The sequence below is a fragment of the Roseococcus sp. SYP-B2431 genome, from assembly GCF_004336745.1.
Taxonomy (GTDB): domain Bacteria; phylum Pseudomonadota; class Alphaproteobacteria; order Acetobacterales; family Acetobacteraceae; genus Roseococcus.
The window spans coordinates 447,539-465,115 of sequence record NZ_SJXD01000011.1 but is presented as its reverse complement, the minus strand read 5'-3'; the positions used below and the strand labels follow the sequence as shown (position 1 = coordinate 465,115).

Below are 17,577 nucleotides of genomic sequence, written 5' to 3'. Positions count from 1 at the left end.
CCGCCCGCGCCGCCGCTGCGGAACGTGGGGCGCGCGGGACGGGCCGGCAGTCTCAGATGCCGGCCCAAGTACAAAGAATGGCCCGGGGGCAGATCATGGCCCCAGGCGTGGTATGCTTCTCGCGTGATCGTGGGACATGGGATGGCCTCTCCACAGCCGGCCGGCACCGGCGACCGCCCGCGCAGCGAGGCGCCGCCGTGAACGAGACGCCGTTCCGTGAGGCCGACCTCGCCACGGCCCGCATCCTGGTGGTCGATGACGAGCGCGCCATCGTCGAGGCGCTGACCTGCTACCTGAAGCGGGTCGGCCTCCAGGCCGATGGCGTCTTCGGCGCGGAGGAGGCCAAGGCCCGCATCGCCGCCGACCCGTCGATCTGCGTCGTCCTGTCCGACATCTCCATGCCCGGCAAGACGGGTCTCGACCTCGCCGCGGAGCTGCTCGCCCAGTCGGAGGAGGCGCGCGCGCTCGAGATCATCATGATCACGGGCTTCGCCGATACCGAGACCGCGATCGCCGCCATGCGGGCCCAGGCCTTCGACCTGGTGCGGAAGCCCTTCCGCTTCGCCGAGATCGCGGATGTGGTGCGGCGCGCCGCCCATTCGGCGCTGGCCCGCCGCGCACGGGCCGCGCGGGAGGCGGAGATCCACCATCGCGGCCGCCTCTCGGAGGAGGAGCGCCAGGGGCTGCTGCGCCGGCTCGTCGAATCCGAGCACGGGCTGCAGCACACCCGCACCGCGCTCGAGCAGAGCGAGCGCGCCCGCTACAACCTGCTGGCCATCGTCTCGCACGAGCTGCGCTCGCCGCTCATCCCGATCATCGGCTTCGCCGAGGTGATCGCCACCTCGCCCGGCCTGCCGCCGGAGGAGCTGCGCGAATACGCCAATCTCATCCGCGCCTCGGGCGACAGCCTGCTGAAGCTCATCGAGGTGGCGCTGGACGTGGTGGCGCTGCAGGACCGGCGGGGGCTGGGCCCGGCGGCCGGGGACTCGGCCGCCTCGATCGCGCAGCGGGCGCGCGCGGCGGCCACCGAGGCGGCACGCGCCCGCAACGTCGTCGTGGTGCCGGAGGGCGGGCCCGAGGTGCGGATCCATGGCGACCTCCATCGCCTCGAGCGCGCGCTGTTCCAGCTCCTGGACAATGCCGTCAAGGCCTCGCCCCCCGGCGGGGTGGTGCGGCTGTGCTGGGAGCCGCAAGGCCCGCACTGGACCCGCTTCGAGGTGATCGACCAGGGGCCGGGCATTCCCGACGAGATCCTGGCGCAGCTCGGCACGCCCTTCCTGCAGAGGGACATGTCGCACAGCCGCGGCTGGGCCGGGGCGGGGCTTGGCCTGGCGCTGGCGCGGCGCGTGGCGGAGGCGCATGGGGGCGAGCTCTGGCTGGCGACGCTGCCGGAGGGCGGCTGCCAGGCAAGCCTGCTCGTGCCGAGCGGAGCCGCGGACTGAACCCGGAAGGGCCGGCCGTGCGGACCCGGGGCCAGCCCCCGGCGCCCGCGCCGCGGGGGTCGCGAACCCGCCCTAGCTGCCGACCTTCAGGGTGCTCGTCAGGCCGCGCAGGCAGGCCAGGATGCTCAGCGGCGTGATCCTGCCGGTGCGGGGATTCTCCACGCTCGGCACGTTCTCGATCGTCATGGTGAGCCGCACCTCGTCGGCCTCCACGCGGATGGTGTGCGTGTTGCGCGTGACGCCCGGGTCCGCCCAGATCTCGACCATCGTGCGCTCGGGCCCGATGCCGGCCAGCGCCAGGGCCGCCGCCACGTTCACATTGGCCGGAAAGCCCTGCGCCGCGTCGAAGGCGTTGCCCTTGAAGACAAGCCTCGGCGAGTCGACGCCCGTCAGGTCGATCTTGTTGATCTCGAGATAGGGCGCGCCCGCCAGGCCCGCCGGCGGCTTGCGCGTCTCGATCGTCACCGAGGAGACCGCGCCCTCCGCCGCGGCCCGCACCGCGTCCAGCCCGAGCAGCGCGCCCGTCGGCACGACGATGCGCGCGCCGTTCTGCCTCGCCCGCTCGACGAGATGCATCCGCGGCAGGAGCGCGCCGACCGAGCTCGGCACGAAGATGCGGCCGCGCATGATGGCGGCGGTCGCCACCTCCTCGAAGACCGCGGCGGGCGCGGCCTCGACCACGATATCCGCATGCTCGGCCAGCTCGGCGAGGCCGGTGATCGCCGGCTTCGCCTGGAAGCCCGCGACATTCGCCGCCGCCTTCGCCTGGTCCTTCGCGCTGACGGCGACGAGCCGGAGCCCGTCCACGCCCCTGTCCAGCGCGCGGGCCAGATGCAGTCCGATCGCGCCGAGGCCGGCGATGCCGACCGTGAGTTCCTGTGCCATCCGCAAGGGATAGCAGAGGGCCGGCCCCCCTTGAAGCCGCGGGGGCGCCCCGATCACACCACGGGGCTGCGCCCGCCATCCACGTTGATCGCCGTTCCCGTGACGTAGCCGCCCTGCTCGCTCACCAGCAGCAGCGCCATGGCGGCGAATTCCTCGGCCCGGCCGATGCGGCCCAGCGGAACCGGGGCGCCCTGCTCCGCCTTCCACTCCTCCCAGGTGATGTTGCGCTTGTCGGCCGCGTGGCGGCGCACCCACTGGTCGCTCTCGATGATGCCGACGAGCATGGCGTTCACCAGGATGTTGTCCGGCGCGAATTCATTGGCCAGCGCCTTGGTCAGCGCCATGCCCGCCGCGCGGCTCACGCTGGTCGGCGCGGAGCCCGCGGCCGGGGCCTTCGCGCCGATGTTCAGCACGTTGATGATGCGGCCCCATTTGCGCGCCTTCATCCCCGGCAGCACGCCCTTGCACAGCCGGACCGCGGCCATGAGCTTGAGGTCCAGGTCGTCCTTCCACAGCTCCTCGCCCACCTCCAGGAAAGGCCCGCGCTGCGAGGTGCCGGCATTGTTCACCAGGATGTCGATGGACCCCAGCGCCTTCTCCGCATCGGCCACGGCCGCGGCGCAGCCCTCGATCGTGCGGATATCGGCCGGCACGGCGGCGACCTTGGCCTTGGGTGCCGCGGCCTGGATCTCGGCCCTGGCGGCCTCCAGCGCCTCGGCGCCGCGCGCCACCAGCGCGACATGGCCGCCGGCCTGCGCGAAGGCCTTGGCCATGGCCAGGCCGAGCCCCTTGGAGCCGCCGGTGATGAGCGCGTTGCGGCCGTCGATGGTGAGGTTCATGCGGATTTCCTTCCCGGGTTCGCGCCGAGACTAACGCCGCCAGGGCCGCCCGGCATAGCTGGAGGCGCGGAAGAGCTCCCCGCGCGTGACGGAGCGCGCGGCGAGGACCTGGGCGCGGCGCTGAAGGAGGCTGGTCAGCCGAGCACGAAATCCGGCCGCGGCAGCGCGAGATAGGCGTCCCGCAGCGCCGCGGACCAGCCGTCGCGCACGGTGCGATAATACGGGTCGTCCTCGGTGATTCGCCGCCGCGTGCAGATCCGCAGCTGATCCACCCGCACCACCGCGAGGTCCAGCGGCAGGGCCACGGAGAGGTTCGAGCGGATGGTGCTGTCCATGCTGACCAGCGTCAGCGCGACGCCCTCGATCAGCGTGGTCCTCGGCGTCAGCACGCGGTCCAGGATGGGCTTGCCGTATTTGTGCTCGCCGATCTGCAGGAAGGGCGTGCCGTCCGTCGCCTCGATGAAGTTGCCGGCGGAATAGACCAGGAAGAGCCGCGGCGCGCCGCCGGCGATCTGCCCGCCGATCAGCAGGCTGCAATCGAAGCCCAGGCCCTGGGCCGCCAGCGCCGCCCTGTCCATCGCGGCCACCTGCCGCACCGCCGCGCCGACGAGCTGCGCCGCGGTGAACATGTCCGGCACGTCGGTGAGCTTCTGCGAGATGCCGTTCAGCCAGACGCCCGCCTGCAGCAGGTTCCACACCGTCTGCGTGATGGCGAGGTTGCCGGCCGTCATCAGCACCAGCGCGCGGTCGCCGGGGTGCTCCACGGTGAGCATCTTGGAGAAGGTCGAGATGTTGTCGAGCCCCGCATTGGTGCGGGTGTCCGAGAGCATGACGAGGCCCTCGTCCAGCAGGAGGCCGACGCAATAGGTCATGATCCGGTCTCCGTCCCAGCCTCTTGCGGGCGCGCCCTACGCCCGGATGTAGAACGCCTCGATCTCGCCGCCCAGCGCCGTGACGCCGTCGATCGCCTGCGTCAGATAGGCGTGCAGCCCCGATGTCAGGATGTCCTCGATGCGCCCGAAGCGCAGCGCGGCCTGGGCCTCCCCGGCCATGCGGTGGCATTCGCCCTTGCGGCCGCCCTGGACCGAGGCGATCAGCTCCAGCACCTCGACGACCCGGTCGTAGCAGGCGGCGAGGCTGCGCGGCATCTCGGGCCTGAGGATCAGGAACTCCGCCACCCGCGCCGGGTCCAGCCGCTCCCGATAGGTCCAGTGATAGGCGCGCAGCGCGGAGACCGATTGCAGCACCGCCTGGCACTGCCCGTGCTGCACAGTGGAGCCCTGCGCCGTGGCGCTCAGCAGGTCGTGCCGCACGTCGAGCAGCCGCGCCGTGTTGTCCGCGCGCTCCAGGGCGGTGCCGAGCTGCACGAACATCCAGGCCTCGCCGCGCAGCATGGTGTCCATGGCGGCGCCGTTGAAGAGCAGCACGCGCTCGCGCACCCATTCGAGGAAGCCGGGCAGCTTCTCGCCCTGGTAGTCCGCCGGCGTCACGTGCCGCAGCCGGGTCCAGCTGTCGCTGAGGGCGCTCCACATGTCCACGGTCAGCGCGGTGCGCACGCTGCGTCCGTTGTGCCGCGCGGCGGAGAAGCAGGGAATGATGCCCGAGAGGTTCGCGGGATCGCGCACCAGGAAATCGACGACCTTCTCCTCCGTCGCCTCCCCGTGATGCTCGAAGAAGGCGGGCTCGCAGCCGGCGGCGACGAGCAGCGGCCGCCACTGGTCGTTCTCGGCGTTCAACTCGTCGGTAAGGCTCGCCATGCGCGAGGCCACCGCGAGGCCCCGCGCCACATTGGCCGCGCGCTCCGTGTAGCGGCCGAGCCAGAAGAGGCTCTCGGCGGTGCGGCTCAGCATGCGGCACCTCCCTGGCCCTGGCCCTGCGTCTGGCCCTGGCTCTGCGTCTGGCCCTGGGTCTGGCCTTGCGTGTGGCTCCGCCCCTCCCCGGCCGGCGGGTCGCGCTCCAGCACCCAGGTGTCCTTGGTGCCGCCGCCCTGCGAGGAGTTCACCACCAGCGAGCCCTCGCGCAGCGCCACGCGCGTGAGGCCGCCGGGAACGATGCGCACCTCGTCCCTGGTGCTGAGCACGAAGGGCCGCAGGTCCACATGGCGCGGCGCGATGCCTTGGTCCACCAGCGTCGGCACGGTGGAGAGCGCGAGCGTGGGCTGGGCGATGTAGTCCTGCGGCCGGGCGCGGATGCGGGCGGAGAACTCGGCGCGCTCGGCCTGCGTCGCGTGCGGGCCGATCATCATGCCGTAGCCGCCCGAGCCCTGGGCCAGCTTCACCACCAGCTCGTGCAGGTGGTCGAGCACATAGGCCCGGTGATCCTCCTGCTCGCAGAGCCAGGTCGGCACGTTGTCGAGCCTCGGCTCCTCGCCGAGATAGAAGCGGATCATCTCCGGCACGTAGGGGTAGATGGCCTTGTCGTCCGCGATGCCGCAGCCGGGCGCGTTGCATAGCGCCACATTGCCGGCCTTGTAGGCGGCGATCAGCCCGGGAACCCCCAGCATGCTGTCGGGACGGAAGACCTTCGGATCGAGGTAGTCGTCGTCGATGCGGCGGTAGAGCACGTCCACCCGCTTCGGCCCCGCGGTCGTGCGCATGTGGACGATGTCGTCCTCCACGCAGAGGTCCGCGCCCTCCAGCACCTCGACGCCCATCTCGTCGGCGAGGAAGCAGTGCTCGTAATAGGCGCTGTTGTAGGAGCCGGGCGTCAGGATCGCGACCGTGGGATTGGGCCCGGCCCGCTCCGGCGCCGCGGCCTTCAGCGTGGCCAGCAGCTCCTCGGGATAGCGGTTCACCGGCGCGACGCGGTGGCGCGCCAGCAGCCTGGGGAAGAGGCGCATCGTCGCCTCGCGGTTCTCCAGCATGTAGGAGACGCCGGAGGGCGTGCGCGCATTGTCCTCCAGCACGTAGAACTGGTCCGGCGCCGTGCGCACCACGTCGATGCCGGCGATGTGGGTGTAGATGCCGCCGGGCGGCAGGAAATCCCGCATCTCGGGGCGGAACTGCTCGTTGCCGTTGACCAGCCGCTCGGGGATCTTGCCCGCCCGCAGGATCTCCTGCCGGCCGTAGACGTCGGCGAGGAAGGCGTTCAGCGCCCGCACGCGCTGCGACAGGCCCGCGCTCAGCCCGTCCCATTCCGACCGGCCGAGGATGCGCGGGATGATGTCGAAGGGGATCAGCCGCTCCGGATCGCCGCCCTCGCCATAGACGGCAAAGGTGATGCCGACGCGGCGGAACAGCACCTCCGCCTCGGCCCGCTTGGCCGCGAGATCGGCCTGCGGCGTGTGCCGCAGCCACTCGGCGATGGCCGCATAGGCGGGGCGCAGCCGGTCGCCCTCGCCCATTTCGTCGAACGCGATTCCCGTCATGCAGAACCCGGCTCCATCCTGCGGGAAGCTTGGGCCCGGCCACGCGCCCTGCGCAAGCCAGACCGGCCGCGAAAGCGAGGCCCCGGCGCGCGCCTGCCCAGGATGCGGGCAGGTCCGCGCCGGCTTGGGTGAAGGCGGAGGCTCGCCTATGATCCTGCCAAGCCTCGGAGAATCCAGAATGAACGACCAGCCGCATGTCGCCGCCGCAGCGTCTACCGGCGCCGACGCCGTGGCGCGGAGCTTTGCCGAGGCCGGGATGCCCGCGATCTTCGGCGTGCCCGGCGGCGGCTCCAGCCTCGACCTCATCTCCTCGGCCAAGGCGGCGGGAATTCCCTTCGTGCTGGCGCGCACCGAGAACGGCGCCGGCATCATGGCGGCCGCCCTGGCCGAGCTGACGCACCGGCCCGTGGGTCTCCTGACCACGCGCGGTCCCGGCGTCTCCAACGCCGCGAACGGCATGGCCAATGCCGATCTGGAGCGCGCCCCGGTGATCCTGGTGGCCGACGGCTTCGGCGCGCGCGAGGCCGCGATCGCCACCCACCAGCTCTTCGACCAGGCGGCGATGATGGCCCCGGTGACCCGCGCCCAGTGCCGCGCCGCGGGCCATCCGGGCGCCGCCGCCGAGGTCCTGGCCGCGGCCATGGCCGCGCCGCGCGGCCCGGCCTATCTGGAGCTCGCCGGGGACGCGGCCCGCGCGCCCACGCCCCCGGCCCCGGCCCTGCGCCTCCCCGTGCTGCCGGCGCCCGCGGAGTCCGACATCGCGGCCGCGCGCCGGCTGATCGCCGCGGCGAAGCGCCCCGCCGTCGTCATCGGGCTGGAGGCGACCGAGCCCGCGCGCTGCGCGGCCACCCGCCGCCTGGTGGAATCGCTCGGCTGCCCGGGCCTCGTCACCTACAAGGCCAAGGGCGTGCTGCCCGACGCGCACCCGCTCTTCGGCGGCATCTTCACCGGCGGCGAGGCGGAGGCGCCGTTGCTGCGCGAGGCCGACCTCATCATCCTCGCCGGCGCCGACCCGGTGGAGTTCATCCCGCAGCCCTGGCGCTTCGACGCGCCGATTCTCGACCTCGCAACCGCCGCGCGGGCGCTGGAATACCGCAGGCCGGCGGTGGCCATCACCGGCGCCTGGGAGATCGCCGCGGCGGCACTCGCCGAGGACGCCCCGCGCCGCGCCTGGCCGGACGGCCGCCTCGTCGCGCTGCGCGAGGCCTGGCTCGCCGCGCTGGAGAACACGGCCAGCGGCAATCGCGGCATGTCGCCCTCCGCGCTGGTGCGCGTCACGCAGGCGGCCTGCCGCAAGCTCGGTGCCGATCCGCGCGTCGCCGTGGATGCCGGGGCGCATATGTTCCCCTGCACCACCTTCTGGCAGGCGGAGCGGCCCTGCGACCTGCTCATCTCCAACGGCCTCGCCACCATGGGCTACGCGCTGCCCGCGGCGATCGCCGCGGCCTGGCACGACCCGGCGCGCGGCGCGATCGCGCTGACGGGCGACGGCGGGCTGCTGATGGCCGTCGGCGAGCTGGCGACCGCGGCCGCCTTGGGGCTGAACCTGACGGTCGTGGTGTTCAACGATGCGACGCTCTCGCTCATCGACATCAAGAAGGGCGATCGCGACCTGCCCGGCGGCGCGCTGGACTGGCCCGAGGTGGACTTCGCGCAGGTGATGCGGGGCATGGGCGGCACGGCCTGGCGCGCGCACGACGCCGAGGGGCTGACGACGGCGCTGGCCGAGGCGCTGGCGACGAAGGGCCCGCGGCTGATCGACGTGCGCGTCGATCCCGGCTCCTATCCGGCGCAGATCAAGGCCCTGAGAGGATAGTCGAATCAAAGATTTGCGATAGCTTCCTCGGCAACCAAACCAACGAGGAAGTCATGCACCGCAGAACTTTGATGGGCGCCGCGCCGGCCGTGCTCGCCACGCCGGCCCTGGCCCAGTCCCAGTCGAACATCCGCCTCGTCGTCGCGAATTCGCCGGGCGGCGGCACGGACCAGATCGCCCGGCTCCTGGCGCCGCAGATGCAGAGCCGCCTCGGCGCGAATGCCGTGGTGGTGGAGAATCGCAGCGGCGCCTCGGGCGTCATCGGCGCCGACCTCGTGGCCAAGTCGCGGCCGGACGGGAACACCCTGCTGGTGACGGCCGCGATCTTCGCCATCACCGGCACGCAGCCCAACCTGCCCTACGACATCCGGCGGGACTTCGCGCCCATCTCGCTGCTGGCCATGCTGCCGACGCTGCTGGTGGTGCATCCGAACTTCCCGGCGCGCACCTTCCAGGAATTCGTGGACTATGCCCGCGCCCATCCGGGCCGCGTGACCTATGCCTCGCTCGGCGCCGCCAGCACCCAGACCCTCGCGGGCGGGCTGATGAAGCTGCGCCTCGGCATCGAGCTGACCAACGTGCCCTATCGCGAGGCCGGGCCGCAGATGGTCGAGCTGATGGCCGGCCAGGTCGACGCCTCCTTCAACAACATCACCACCACGCTGAGCGCCGTGCAGTCCGGCCGCCTGCGGCCGCTCGCGGTGGCGCTGGACGAGCGCTGGCCCGCCTTGCCGGACGTGCCGACCTTCAAGGAGCTGGGCATGCCGGAGCTGCAGGCTTCGAGCTGGGTGGCCCTGCTGGCGCCGGCCGGAACGCCCGCGCCGCTGCTCGCGCGCTATGCCGCGATCGCGCGGGACGCCGTGGCCCTGCCGGAGGTGCGGTCGCGCATCCTGGAGGGCGGCGGCCTGCCGGTCGGCGGCAGCCCGGAGGAGGCGCGCCGCTTCATCAGCTCGGAGATCGACAGCTGGGGCGAGGTCATCCGGACGACGGGCGTGCGGCTGGACTGACCGGATGGCCGGCCGGCAGCGGCCGGCCATCCGTCCTCGCCGCGCTCAGTAGGTCAGCATCACGAAGCAGCGGTTGACCGGCGGGGTGCTTTCGTCGGGGAAGCAGCCGGTCGTGAAGTTCTCCATGGCACCCGACCGGCCATGGCTGGTGATCAGCGTCATCGCCCGGTCGAGATTGGGCGTGTTGGCCGTGGTCAGCACCCGGCGCATGCCGGCGACGAAGGCCGGATCGGCGGTGTCGGCCGCGTCGTAGCGGATCGTGGTGAGGTTCTGATACTGGGAAACCCGCACCTCCTTCGTCCCCAGCCGCATGGTGCAGGCGCGCGCACCCTCGGGCTCCGTGGGGCGGCAGCTCGCCTGGTCAGGCAACGCCTGCATCATGGCGCGACGGGCCGCCGGATCGACAGTGGCGCCCGGGACGGTGGCGCAGGCGGTCGCGAGGGCGAGAAGAGGCAGCAGGGAAAGGCGCTTAAGCATCGGGGACTCCTGATAGCGGAAGTTCATAACGCGATTCTGGGGGACAAGGATGGCCGGAGCGGGGCACGGGGGGCGCCGGCCTGGAAATCAGGCCCGCGGGCGGCCGCGCCAAGGATCGCCCCCGCGACGGCTACCCTTCGGACGGCCTATCGCCGGAGGCGGAGATCCGGCGCGGAACGAGACGGGATAGGGCAGAACGGTGCGTCACGCGCGGGACCATACACCTAACGCTTCCTGGAGAGGAAATGCCCCATCATCGCATTGGGCTCCGGGGTCTCGAAGCTCTTCGCGAAGGCCGTGATGCCGGCCGCGATGGCCTGGCTCATGGGCAGGTCCTCCCATTGCCGGATCAGCGCCTTCTGGTTCGCGATGGCGATGGGCCCGGCCTCGCGGATCAGCCCCACCCATTCCTCCACGGCCGCGTCCAGCGCCTCCAGCGGCACCACGCGCTCCAGGAAGCCCCAGCGCTCGGCCTCCTCCGCGCCGATGGTCTCGGCCAGCAGCAGCAGGCGCCGCGTCCGGCCCCAGCCGATCAGCCCCGGCAGCAGCGCCGCCTCGACCACCGAGGGGATGCCGACGCGCACCTCCGGCATGCCGAACTTCGCGACGGTCGCGGCGATGCGGAGGTCGCAGGCCGCCGCGATCTCGAGGCCGGCGCCCAGGCACCAGCCCTGGATGCGCGCGATCACCGGCACGCGGCAGGCGCGGATCGCGGCGCAGGCGCCATGCACGCGGCGGATGAAGGCCTCGCCGCCGGCCGGGGTGGTCACGGCGCCCATCTCCCTGATGTCGGCGCCGCCGATGAAGGCGCGGTCGCCCTCGCCTGTCAGCACGACGGCCCGAATGTCGTCCTCGACGTCGAAGGCCTTTGCGAGCTCCTCCAGCAGCGGCGAGCCCAGCGTGTTCAGCTTGGCGGGGTTGGCGACGACGACCTGCCGGATGTCGCCCCGGCGCTCGATTGCGATTCTCATCGCGCGAAGCCTGCCACCTGCGCGTAGCCCCGGGCAATGGCGGCCAGCTCGTCGATGGCGATGACCTCCTCCAGCCTGTCGAAGCCGTCCGGCGCCCGCTCGCTGACCACGTCCACGACGCGCTCCGGGCCGCCGCGCCGGTTGGTCAGCACCAGCTCCCGCGTGGCGGGCAGGCGCGCGGCCTCGTAGGCGGCAAGCGCCTCCTCCACCGGCCTCTCCGACAGCAGCGCCGCCAGCGCGCGCGCATCCAGGATCGCCTGCGACGCGCCGTTGGAGCCGACCGGATACATGGGATGCGCGGCATCGCCGAGCAGCGTCACCCGGCCCTGCGACCAGAAGGGCAGCGGGTCGCGGTCGCACATGGGGTATTCCCAGAATTCCGGCGTGGCGCGCACCAGCGCCTCCACGTCGATCCAGGGCACGCGGAAGCGCTGCACATGCGGCAGCACGTCCCCCAGCGCGCCGGGGCGCGACCAGTCCTCGCGGCGCGGCGGCGGCTGGGCCGCGTCGCCGATCTGGGCGCAGACGACCCAGTTGGTCAGCCGCGTCCCGGGCGTGGCGCCCGCGCCGATCGGGTAGAGGACCAGCTTCTCCTTCATGTCGCCCGCGACGACCATCGTGTCGCCGCCCTCGAAGGCGGGCCAGTCCACCGCGCCGCGCCACATCTGGATGCCATTCCAGCGGATGCCGCCATCCGCGGGATGCAGCTTGTGGCGCAGCACCGAATGGATGCCGTCGGCGCCGACCAGCGCCGAGCCACGGATGCTGGAGCCATCGGCGAAATTGGCGGTGACGCTGCCCTGGCCCTGCGCGAAGCCGACCAGCCGCATGCCCGGGACGAGCCGCTTCTCCAGCCGCTCCCGCGCCGCCTGCCAGAGCACGCCGTGCAGCCTTCCGCGATGGATCGAGAATTGCGGCGCGTCGTGCCCCGCATGCAGGCCGCGCATCTCGGTCCAGATGCGGCTGCCGAAGCGGTTGAGGTAGCGCAGCTCGCGCGTGCGGATGCCCGCCCGGTCCAGCGCCGGCAGCAGGCCGAGGGCGGCCAGCTCGCGGATCGCATGCGGCAGCGTGTTGATGCCGACCCCGAGCTCCTTCACCTCGGTCGCCGATTCCAGCACCAGGCAGGGAATGCCGCGCTCGTGCAGCGAGAGCGCGAGCGTCAGCCCGCCGATGCCGCCGCCGGCGACGAGAACGGGGGGCGGGGGAGCCTTGTAGCGCCGGCGCGCGCCGCTCATTCGGCCGCGCGCCCCAGGGGGGCGGGCGCGTGGCTCGCGGGTTTGGCCTTGCGGCGCAGCTCCATCAGATCCTCCCGCGCGCGCTGCGTGTTGCGGAACAGCGCGTCCTTGCCAGGCCCATATTGCACGGGCGTGCTCACGCCGCGCACGCCGTATTCTGCCGCCGCATGGAGCGTGAAGGAAGGGTCCGTCAGATGCGGCCGCGCGAGCGCCACCAAATCGGCGCGGCCTGCCGCGAGGATGGTGTTCACCTGGTCCGCCGTGGTGATGGAGCCCACGCACATCACGGCGAGGCCCGCCTCGTTGCGGAGCATGTCGGCCCAGGGGAGCTGGAACATGCGGCCATAGACGGGCTCGGCATCGTGGACCGTCTGGCCGGTGGAAACGTCGATGAGGTCGGCGCCGGCCGCGTGGAAGGCGCGGGCGACGGCCAGCGCGTCCTCGTCGGTGATGCCGCCATCGGCCCAATCGGTGGCGGAGATGCGGACGGACATGGGCCGGCCCGCCGGCCAGGCCTTGCGCATCGCGGCGAAGACCTCGAGCGGGAAGCGCAGGCGGTTCTCCACCGCGCCGCCATATTTGTCCGCGCGATGGTTCGTCAGCGGTGAGAGGAAGCTCGCCAGCAGATAGCCATGGGCGCAGTGCAGCTCCAGCATGTCGAAGCCGGCCGCGATGCCGCGCCTCGCCGCGGCGACGAACTCCGCGGTGACGCGGTCCATGTCGGCCCGGGTCATTTCGCGCGGCACCTGGCTGTGCGGGTAGTAGGGCAAGGCGCTGGCGGAGACGATCGGCCAGGCGCCGGATTCCAGTGGCTGGTCCATGCCCTCCCACATGAGCTTCGTCGCGCCCTTGCGGCCGGCATGGCCGAGCTGGAGGCACATCTTGGCGCCGTGGGCGTGGGCGATGCCGACGATACGCGTCCAGGCGGCCTGCTGCGCATCGTTCCAGAGGCCGGTGCAGCCCGGCGTGATGCGGGCGTCGGGCGCGGGGCAGGTCATCTCGGTGAAGAGAAGCCCGGCCCCGCCCATGGCGCGGGCGCCGTAATGCACGAGGTGGAAGTCGCCGGGCAGGCCCTCCTCCGCCGAATACATGCACATGGGCGAGACCACGACGCGGTTGGGCAGCGTCATGCCGCGCAGGGCGAAGGGCTGGAACATGGGCGGCCGTGCCGGGTCGCCGCCCGGCGTCTCCGCCGCGACCGCCTGCTGGACCTCGGCCACGAAGTCCGGCGCGCGGAGCAGCAGGTTGTCCCAGGTGATGGCCTTGCTGCGCGTCATCACGCCGAAGGCGAAGCGCGCGGGCGAGAAGTTCCAGAAGCGGCGCACATGCTCGAACCAGACGAGCGAGACATCGGCCGCGTGCTGCGTCTTCTCCACCTCCTCGCGCCGGCCCGTCTCGAAGCGGTTCAGGCAAGTGGCGACATCCCCGCCGGCCAGGAAGGCGCCGTGCAGCGCGATCGCATCCTCCATGGCGAGCTTGGTGCCCGAGCCGATGGAGAAATGCGCGCTGGCCTTGGCGTCGCCGAGCAGGACGAGGTTGTCCTTCACCCATCGCCCGCAGCGGATCGTCGGGAATTGCCGCCAGAGGCTGCGATTGGTGACGAGGCCGTGGCCCCGCAGCGCCTCGGCGAAGACGCCCTCCATGTACCGCGCGCTCTGGGCCTCATCCATGCGGTCCAGGCCGGCGCGCGAGAATGTCTCGGGATCGGTCTCCAGCACCCAGGTGCTGGCGCCGGCCTCGTACTGGTAGGCATGGGCGATGAAGATGCCCTCCGGCCGCTCCTCGAAGAAGAAGTTGAAGGCGTCGAGCGGCCGCGTGCTGCCCATCCAGGCAAAGCGGTTGGGGCGGAGGTCGATCTCCGGCCGGAAGTGGTCCGCATGCGCCGCGCGGATCGGGCTGTTCACGCCATCCGCCGCGACGATCAGGTCGGCCTCCGGAAAATCCTCCGGCCTCGCGTCCCGGCCGAATTCCAGGACCACGCCGAGCTGGCGCGCGCGGTTCTGCAGCAGCGTGAGCAGCGTCCGCCGCGAGCAGCCGCAGAAGCCGTTGCCGCCGATGCGGTGCGTGGCGCCGCGCGCATGGATCTCGATGTCGTCCCAATAGGCGAAGCTGCCGGCGATCGCGCGGTAGGAGGGCTCGTCGGCCTCGCGGAAGGCGTCGAGCGTTGCGTCCGAGAAGACCACGCCGAAGCCGAAGGTGTCGTCGGCCTGGTTACGCTCGACCACCGTGACCTGCGCCGCCGGACGATCGCGCTTCATCAGGATGGCGAAGTAGAGCCCGGCGGGACCGCCGCCGATGATCGCGATGCGCATGGTCGCCTCCATCCTTCGTGACGGCAAATTACGCTTGAAGGACGCCGGCCGGCAATGCTTTAAGCTTAAAATATGCATCGTCTGGCAGGACAGCGGGCCCTGGTGAGCGGCGGCGGGAGCGGCATCGGCTTGGCCTGCGCGCGGGCGCTGACCGCCGCGGGCGCCGAGGTCACCGTGCTGGGCCGGCGGGAGGCGCCGCTGCTCGCCGCCGTCGAGGGCGGCGCGGCCGCCTCGACCCTCGTCGGCGACGCCCGCGAGCCGCCGCCGCTTCCGGGATTCTCCCTGCTCATCAATGCCGCCGGCGCGGCCGGGAGCCTGCCCTTCCTCAAGACCGCCAATGCGGATTTCCGCGCGGCCTTCGAGGCGAATGTGATGACCGCCGTCGCGCTCTCGCGGGCCGTGCTGCCGGGCATGCTGCATCTGGGCTTCGGGCGGATCGTGAACATCGCCTCCACCGCCGCGCTCAAGGGCTATGGCTATGTCGCGCCCTATGTGGCGGCCAAGCATGCGCTGCTCGGCTTCACGCGCGCCCTGGCGCTGGAGGTCGCGGCCAAGGGCGTGACCGTGAACGCCATCTGCCCGGGATTCACCGAGACGCCGCTGCTGGCCGAGAGCGTCGCGCGCATCGCGGCGAAGACCGGCCGCGACGGGGAGGCCGCCCGCGCGGAGCTCGCGCGGAGCAACCCGCAGGGCCGCCTGCTGCAGCCGGAGGAGGTCGCGGAGCTGGCCGCGTATCTCTGCACCGATGCGGCGCGCGGCATCCATGGCGCCGCGCTGCCGGTCAGCGGGGGCGAGATCTGATGGACGCCGAGACCGCGCTGGCCGATGCGGCACCGGGCAAGGACTCGCTGCGGCTCTGGCTGCGGCTGCTCACCTGCGCGAACCTCGTCGAGGCCGAGATCCGCAGGCGCCTGCGCGTGGAGTTCGGCACCACCCTGCCCCGCTTCGACCTGCTCGCGGCGCTGGACCGTGGCGGCGAGGGGCTGACGCTCGGCGACGTTTCGCGCCGGATGATGGTGAGCAACGGCAATGTCACCGGCCTCGCCGCGCGGCTGGAGGCGGAGGGGCTGGTGGAGCGCCGCCTCGACGCCGGCGACCGCCGCGCCTTCCGCCTGCGGCTGACGGCGCGCGGCGCGCGCGAATTCGCCAAGCAATCCGCCGCGCACGAGCAGTGGATCGCCGAGCTGCTCGGCAGCCTCGCCGAGGCCGAGCGCGCGCAGCTGCACCGGCTGCTCGGCCGCGCCAAGACCTCCATCCGCGACAGGCTCGACACGGAATGATCCCCAAGACCGCGCAGCATCTCCGGCTGGACTCCTCGGGCGGCGTGGTGACGCTCACCCTCGACCGGCCGGAGCGCAAGAACCCGCTGACCTTCGAGAGCTACGAGGAGCTGTCCGCCATCTTCCGCGCCGCCGCGAAGGACGATGCCGTGCGCGCCTTCATCGTCACCGGCGCCGGCGGGAATTTCTGTTCGGGCGGCGACGTGCACGAGATCATCGGCCCGCTGCTGGAGCGCGACACGAAGGGGCTCATGCGCTTCACCGCCATGACCGGCGAGCTGGTGAAGGCCATGCGCGCCTGCCCGCAGCCCATCATCTCGGCGGTGGACGGGATCGCGGCCGGCGCCGGCGCGATCATCGCCATGGCCAGCGACATCCGCCTCGCCACGCCGCGGGCCCGCGCCGCCTTCCTGTTCAACCGCGTGGGCCTGGCCGGCTGCGACATGGGGGCCTGCGCGATCCTGCCGCGCCTGATCGGCCAGGGCCGCGCGAGCGAGCTGCTCTTCACCGGCCGCGCCCTTCGCGCCGAGGAAGGCGAGCGATGGGGCTTCTTCAACCGCATCGTCGCGGAGGACGCGCTGATGGCCGAGGCGCGCGCGCTGGCCGAAGAGATCGCGGCGGGGCCGGGTTTCGCGCATGGCATGACGAAGCGGATGCTCGCGATGGAATGGGCGATGGGCATCGAGCAGGCCATCGAGGCCGAGGCGGTGGCCCAGGCCCTCTGCATGACCACCCAGGATTTCCGCCGCGCCTACGAGGCCTTCGTGGCGAAGCAGACACCCGTGTTCAGGGGCGACTGATGGCGGACCGGTCCTTCCTCGACTGGCCCTTTTTCGAGGCGCGGCACCGCGCCTTCGCGGAGGAGGTCGAGACCTGGGCCGCCGCCAATGCCGAACGCCTCACCGACCACCACGACCCCGATGGCAGCACGCGCGCTTTGGCGCGCGCCATGGGAGAGGCTGGGCTGCTGCGCGTCGCCGTGCCGGAGGACGGCGTGCTCGACGCCCGCAGCCTCTGCCTCGCACGCGAGATTCTGGCGCGGCACTCCGGCCTCGCGGATTTCGCCTTCGCCATGCAGGGGCTCGGCACGGGCGCAATCACCCTCTTCGCCAGCGAGGCCTTGAGGCGGCAGGTGCTGCCCGGCGCGCGTGCCGGCACCATGCTGGCGGCCTTCGCGCTTTCCGAGCCCGAGGCGGGCAGCGACGTCGCCGCCCTCGCCACCACCGCGACGCGCGACGGCAGCGCGCATTGGCGGATCGACGGCGAGAAGACCTGGATCAGCAATGGCGGGATCGCCGGCAGCTACGTCGTCTTCGCGCGCAGCGGCGAGGCGCCGGGCACGCGCGGCCTCACGGCCTTCTGGATGCCGGGCGAGGCCGCGACGGTCGTCGAGCGCATCGAGGTTTCCGCGCCGCATCCCCTCGCCCGCCTGCGTTTCAACGAAGTGCGCGTGCCGGATGCCGACCGCATCGGCGCGCCCGGCGACGGCTTCAAGGTCGCCATGGCCACGCTCGACGTCTTTCGCGCCACGGTCGGCGCGGCGGCGCTGGGCTTCGCGCGGCGGGGCTTAGACCTGCTTCTGGCGCGCGCCACCTCGCGAAAGCTGTTCGGCGCCGCGCTCTTCGACCAGCAGATGACCCAGGCCGCCATCGCCGACGCCGCCGTCGAGGTGGATGCCGCCGCCCTGCTCGTCTATCGCGCCGCCTGGCTCAAGGATCAGGGCACGCCCCGCGTCACCCGCGAGGCCAGCATGGCCAAGCTCCACGCCACCGAGGCCGCCGGCCGTATCGCGGATGCCTGCGCGCAGCTGCATGGCGGGCTCGGCGTCGTCCGGGATTCCGCCCCCGAGCTGCTGACCCGCGAGGTCCGCGCGCTGCGCGTCTATGAGGGCGCCTCCGAGATCCAGCGTGTGATCGTCGCGCGCACCGAGCGGGACAGGGCCTGAG

16 protein-coding genes are annotated in these 17,577 nt (G+C 72.3%); 7 read left to right on the top strand and 9 right to left on the bottom strand.

Going from position 1 to position 17,577, the window contains the following annotated elements:
- The first annotated feature begins 197 nt into the window (after window positions 1–197).
- Window positions 198–1,442, top strand: a complete 1,245-nt coding sequence (locus EJV46_RS03500) for a hybrid sensor histidine kinase/response regulator (RefSeq protein ID WP_165585315.1) — start codon at window positions 198–200, stop codon at window positions 1,440–1,442.
- A 72-nt stretch (window positions 1,443–1,514) separates the two neighbouring features.
- Here EJV46_RS03500 and EJV46_RS03495 read toward each other — a convergent pair whose 3' ends face one another.
- The 5 genes from EJV46_RS03495 to EJV46_RS03475 form a co-directional block, all read right to left on the bottom strand.
- On the bottom strand, window positions 1,515–2,327 hold the full coding sequence (locus EJV46_RS03495) for an aspartate dehydrogenase (protein ID WP_131547187.1): 813 nt from the start codon (window positions 2,325–2,327) through the stop codon (window positions 1,515–1,517).
- Between the two features lie 53 nt (window positions 2,328–2,380).
- Entirely contained in the window at window positions 2,381–3,166 is a 786-nt protein-coding gene (locus EJV46_RS03490; RefSeq protein ID WP_131547186.1) for an SDR family NAD(P)-dependent oxidoreductase, read from the bottom strand.
- Between the two features lie 134 nt (window positions 3,167–3,300).
- The gene (locus tag EJV46_RS03485) at window positions 3,301–4,038 is read right to left on the bottom strand and encodes a peptidase (RefSeq protein WP_131547185.1); all 738 of its coding nucleotides are present in this window, start codon (window positions 4,036–4,038) and stop codon (window positions 3,301–3,303) included.
- 36 nt (window positions 4,039–4,074) lie between these two features.
- The gene (locus EJV46_RS03480) at window positions 4,075–5,016 is read right to left on the bottom strand and encodes an alpha-E domain-containing protein (RefSeq protein WP_131547184.1); all 942 of its coding nucleotides are present in this window, start codon (window positions 5,014–5,016) and stop codon (window positions 4,075–4,077) included.
- On the bottom strand, window positions 5,010–6,533 hold the full coding sequence (locus tag EJV46_RS03475) for a circularly permuted type 2 ATP-grasp protein (RefSeq protein ID WP_206020693.1): 1,524 nt from the start codon (window positions 6,531–6,533) through the stop codon (window positions 5,010–5,012). Before EJV46_RS03475 ends, EJV46_RS03480 begins: the two co-directional genes overlap by 7 nt.
- A 178-nt stretch (window positions 6,534–6,711) precedes the next feature.
- Here EJV46_RS03475 and EJV46_RS03470 point away from each other — a divergent pair, with 178 nt between their 5' ends.
- Together EJV46_RS03470 and EJV46_RS03465 are read left to right on the top strand one after the other, a co-directional pair.
- Window positions 6,712–8,349 (top strand): thiamine pyrophosphate-binding protein, encoded by a 1,638-nt coding sequence (locus EJV46_RS03470; RefSeq protein ID WP_165585314.1) that lies wholly within the window; start codon window positions 6,712–6,714, stop codon window positions 8,347–8,349.
- Between the two features lie 53 nt (window positions 8,350–8,402).
- The gene (locus tag EJV46_RS03465) at window positions 8,403–9,356 is read left to right on the top strand and encodes a tripartite tricarboxylate transporter substrate binding protein (RefSeq protein WP_131547182.1); all 954 of its coding nucleotides are present in this window, start codon (window positions 8,403–8,405) and stop codon (window positions 9,354–9,356) included.
- A gap of 45 nt (window positions 9,357–9,401) precedes the next feature.
- On the opposite strand, the gene EJV46_RS03460 is transcribed toward EJV46_RS03465, so the two are convergent.
- From EJV46_RS03460 to EJV46_RS03445, 4 genes are all read right to left on the bottom strand, one after another.
- Entirely contained in the window at window positions 9,402–9,833 is a 432-nt protein-coding gene (locus EJV46_RS03460; RefSeq protein ID WP_131547181.1) for a hypothetical protein, read from the bottom strand.
- A gap of 224 nt (window positions 9,834–10,057) precedes the next feature.
- Window positions 10,058–10,804, bottom strand: coding sequence for an enoyl-CoA hydratase (locus EJV46_RS03455; RefSeq protein WP_131547180.1), 747 nt, complete (start codon window positions 10,802–10,804; stop codon window positions 10,058–10,060).
- Window positions 10,801–12,039 carry a flavin-dependent oxidoreductase gene (locus EJV46_RS03450; protein ID WP_131547179.1) on the bottom strand — a complete coding sequence of 413 codons (1,239 nt, stop codon included), beginning with the start codon at window positions 12,037–12,039 and terminating at the stop codon, window positions 10,801–10,803. The genes EJV46_RS03455 and EJV46_RS03450 overlap by 4 nt, the downstream gene beginning before the upstream one ends.
- Complete coding sequence (locus EJV46_RS03445) at window positions 12,036–14,351, bottom strand: bifunctional salicylyl-CoA 5-hydroxylase/oxidoreductase (RefSeq protein ID WP_131547178.1); 2,316 nt, start codon at window positions 14,349–14,351, stop codon at window positions 12,036–12,038. The genes EJV46_RS03450 and EJV46_RS03445 overlap by 4 nt, the downstream gene beginning before the upstream one ends.
- A gap of 102 nt (window positions 14,352–14,453) precedes the next feature.
- Between EJV46_RS03445 and EJV46_RS03440 the strand changes: the two genes are divergently transcribed.
- From EJV46_RS03440 to EJV46_RS03425, 4 genes are read left to right on the top strand one after another with little or no spacing between them, the layout of a single operon-like run.
- Window positions 14,454–15,152 (top strand): SDR family NAD(P)-dependent oxidoreductase, encoded by a 699-nt coding sequence (locus EJV46_RS03440; protein ID WP_240782380.1) that lies wholly within the window; start codon window positions 14,454–14,456, stop codon window positions 15,150–15,152.
- Window positions 15,152–15,631, top strand: coding sequence for a MarR family winged helix-turn-helix transcriptional regulator (locus EJV46_RS03435; RefSeq protein ID WP_131547176.1), 480 nt, complete (start codon window positions 15,152–15,154; stop codon window positions 15,629–15,631). The genes EJV46_RS03440 and EJV46_RS03435 overlap by 1 nt, the downstream gene beginning before the upstream one ends.
- Window positions 15,628–16,431 carry an enoyl-CoA hydratase family protein gene (locus tag EJV46_RS03430; RefSeq protein ID WP_131547175.1) on the top strand — a complete coding sequence of 268 codons (804 nt, stop codon included), beginning with the start codon at window positions 15,628–15,630 and terminating at the stop codon, window positions 16,429–16,431. Before EJV46_RS03435 ends, EJV46_RS03430 begins: the two co-directional genes overlap by 4 nt.
- Window positions 16,431–17,576, top strand: a complete 1,146-nt coding sequence (locus EJV46_RS03425; protein WP_131547174.1) for an acyl-CoA dehydrogenase family protein — start codon at window positions 16,431–16,433, stop codon at window positions 17,574–17,576. The genes EJV46_RS03430 and EJV46_RS03425 overlap by 1 nt, the downstream gene beginning before the upstream one ends.
- Window position 17,577 lies beyond the last annotated feature (1 nt).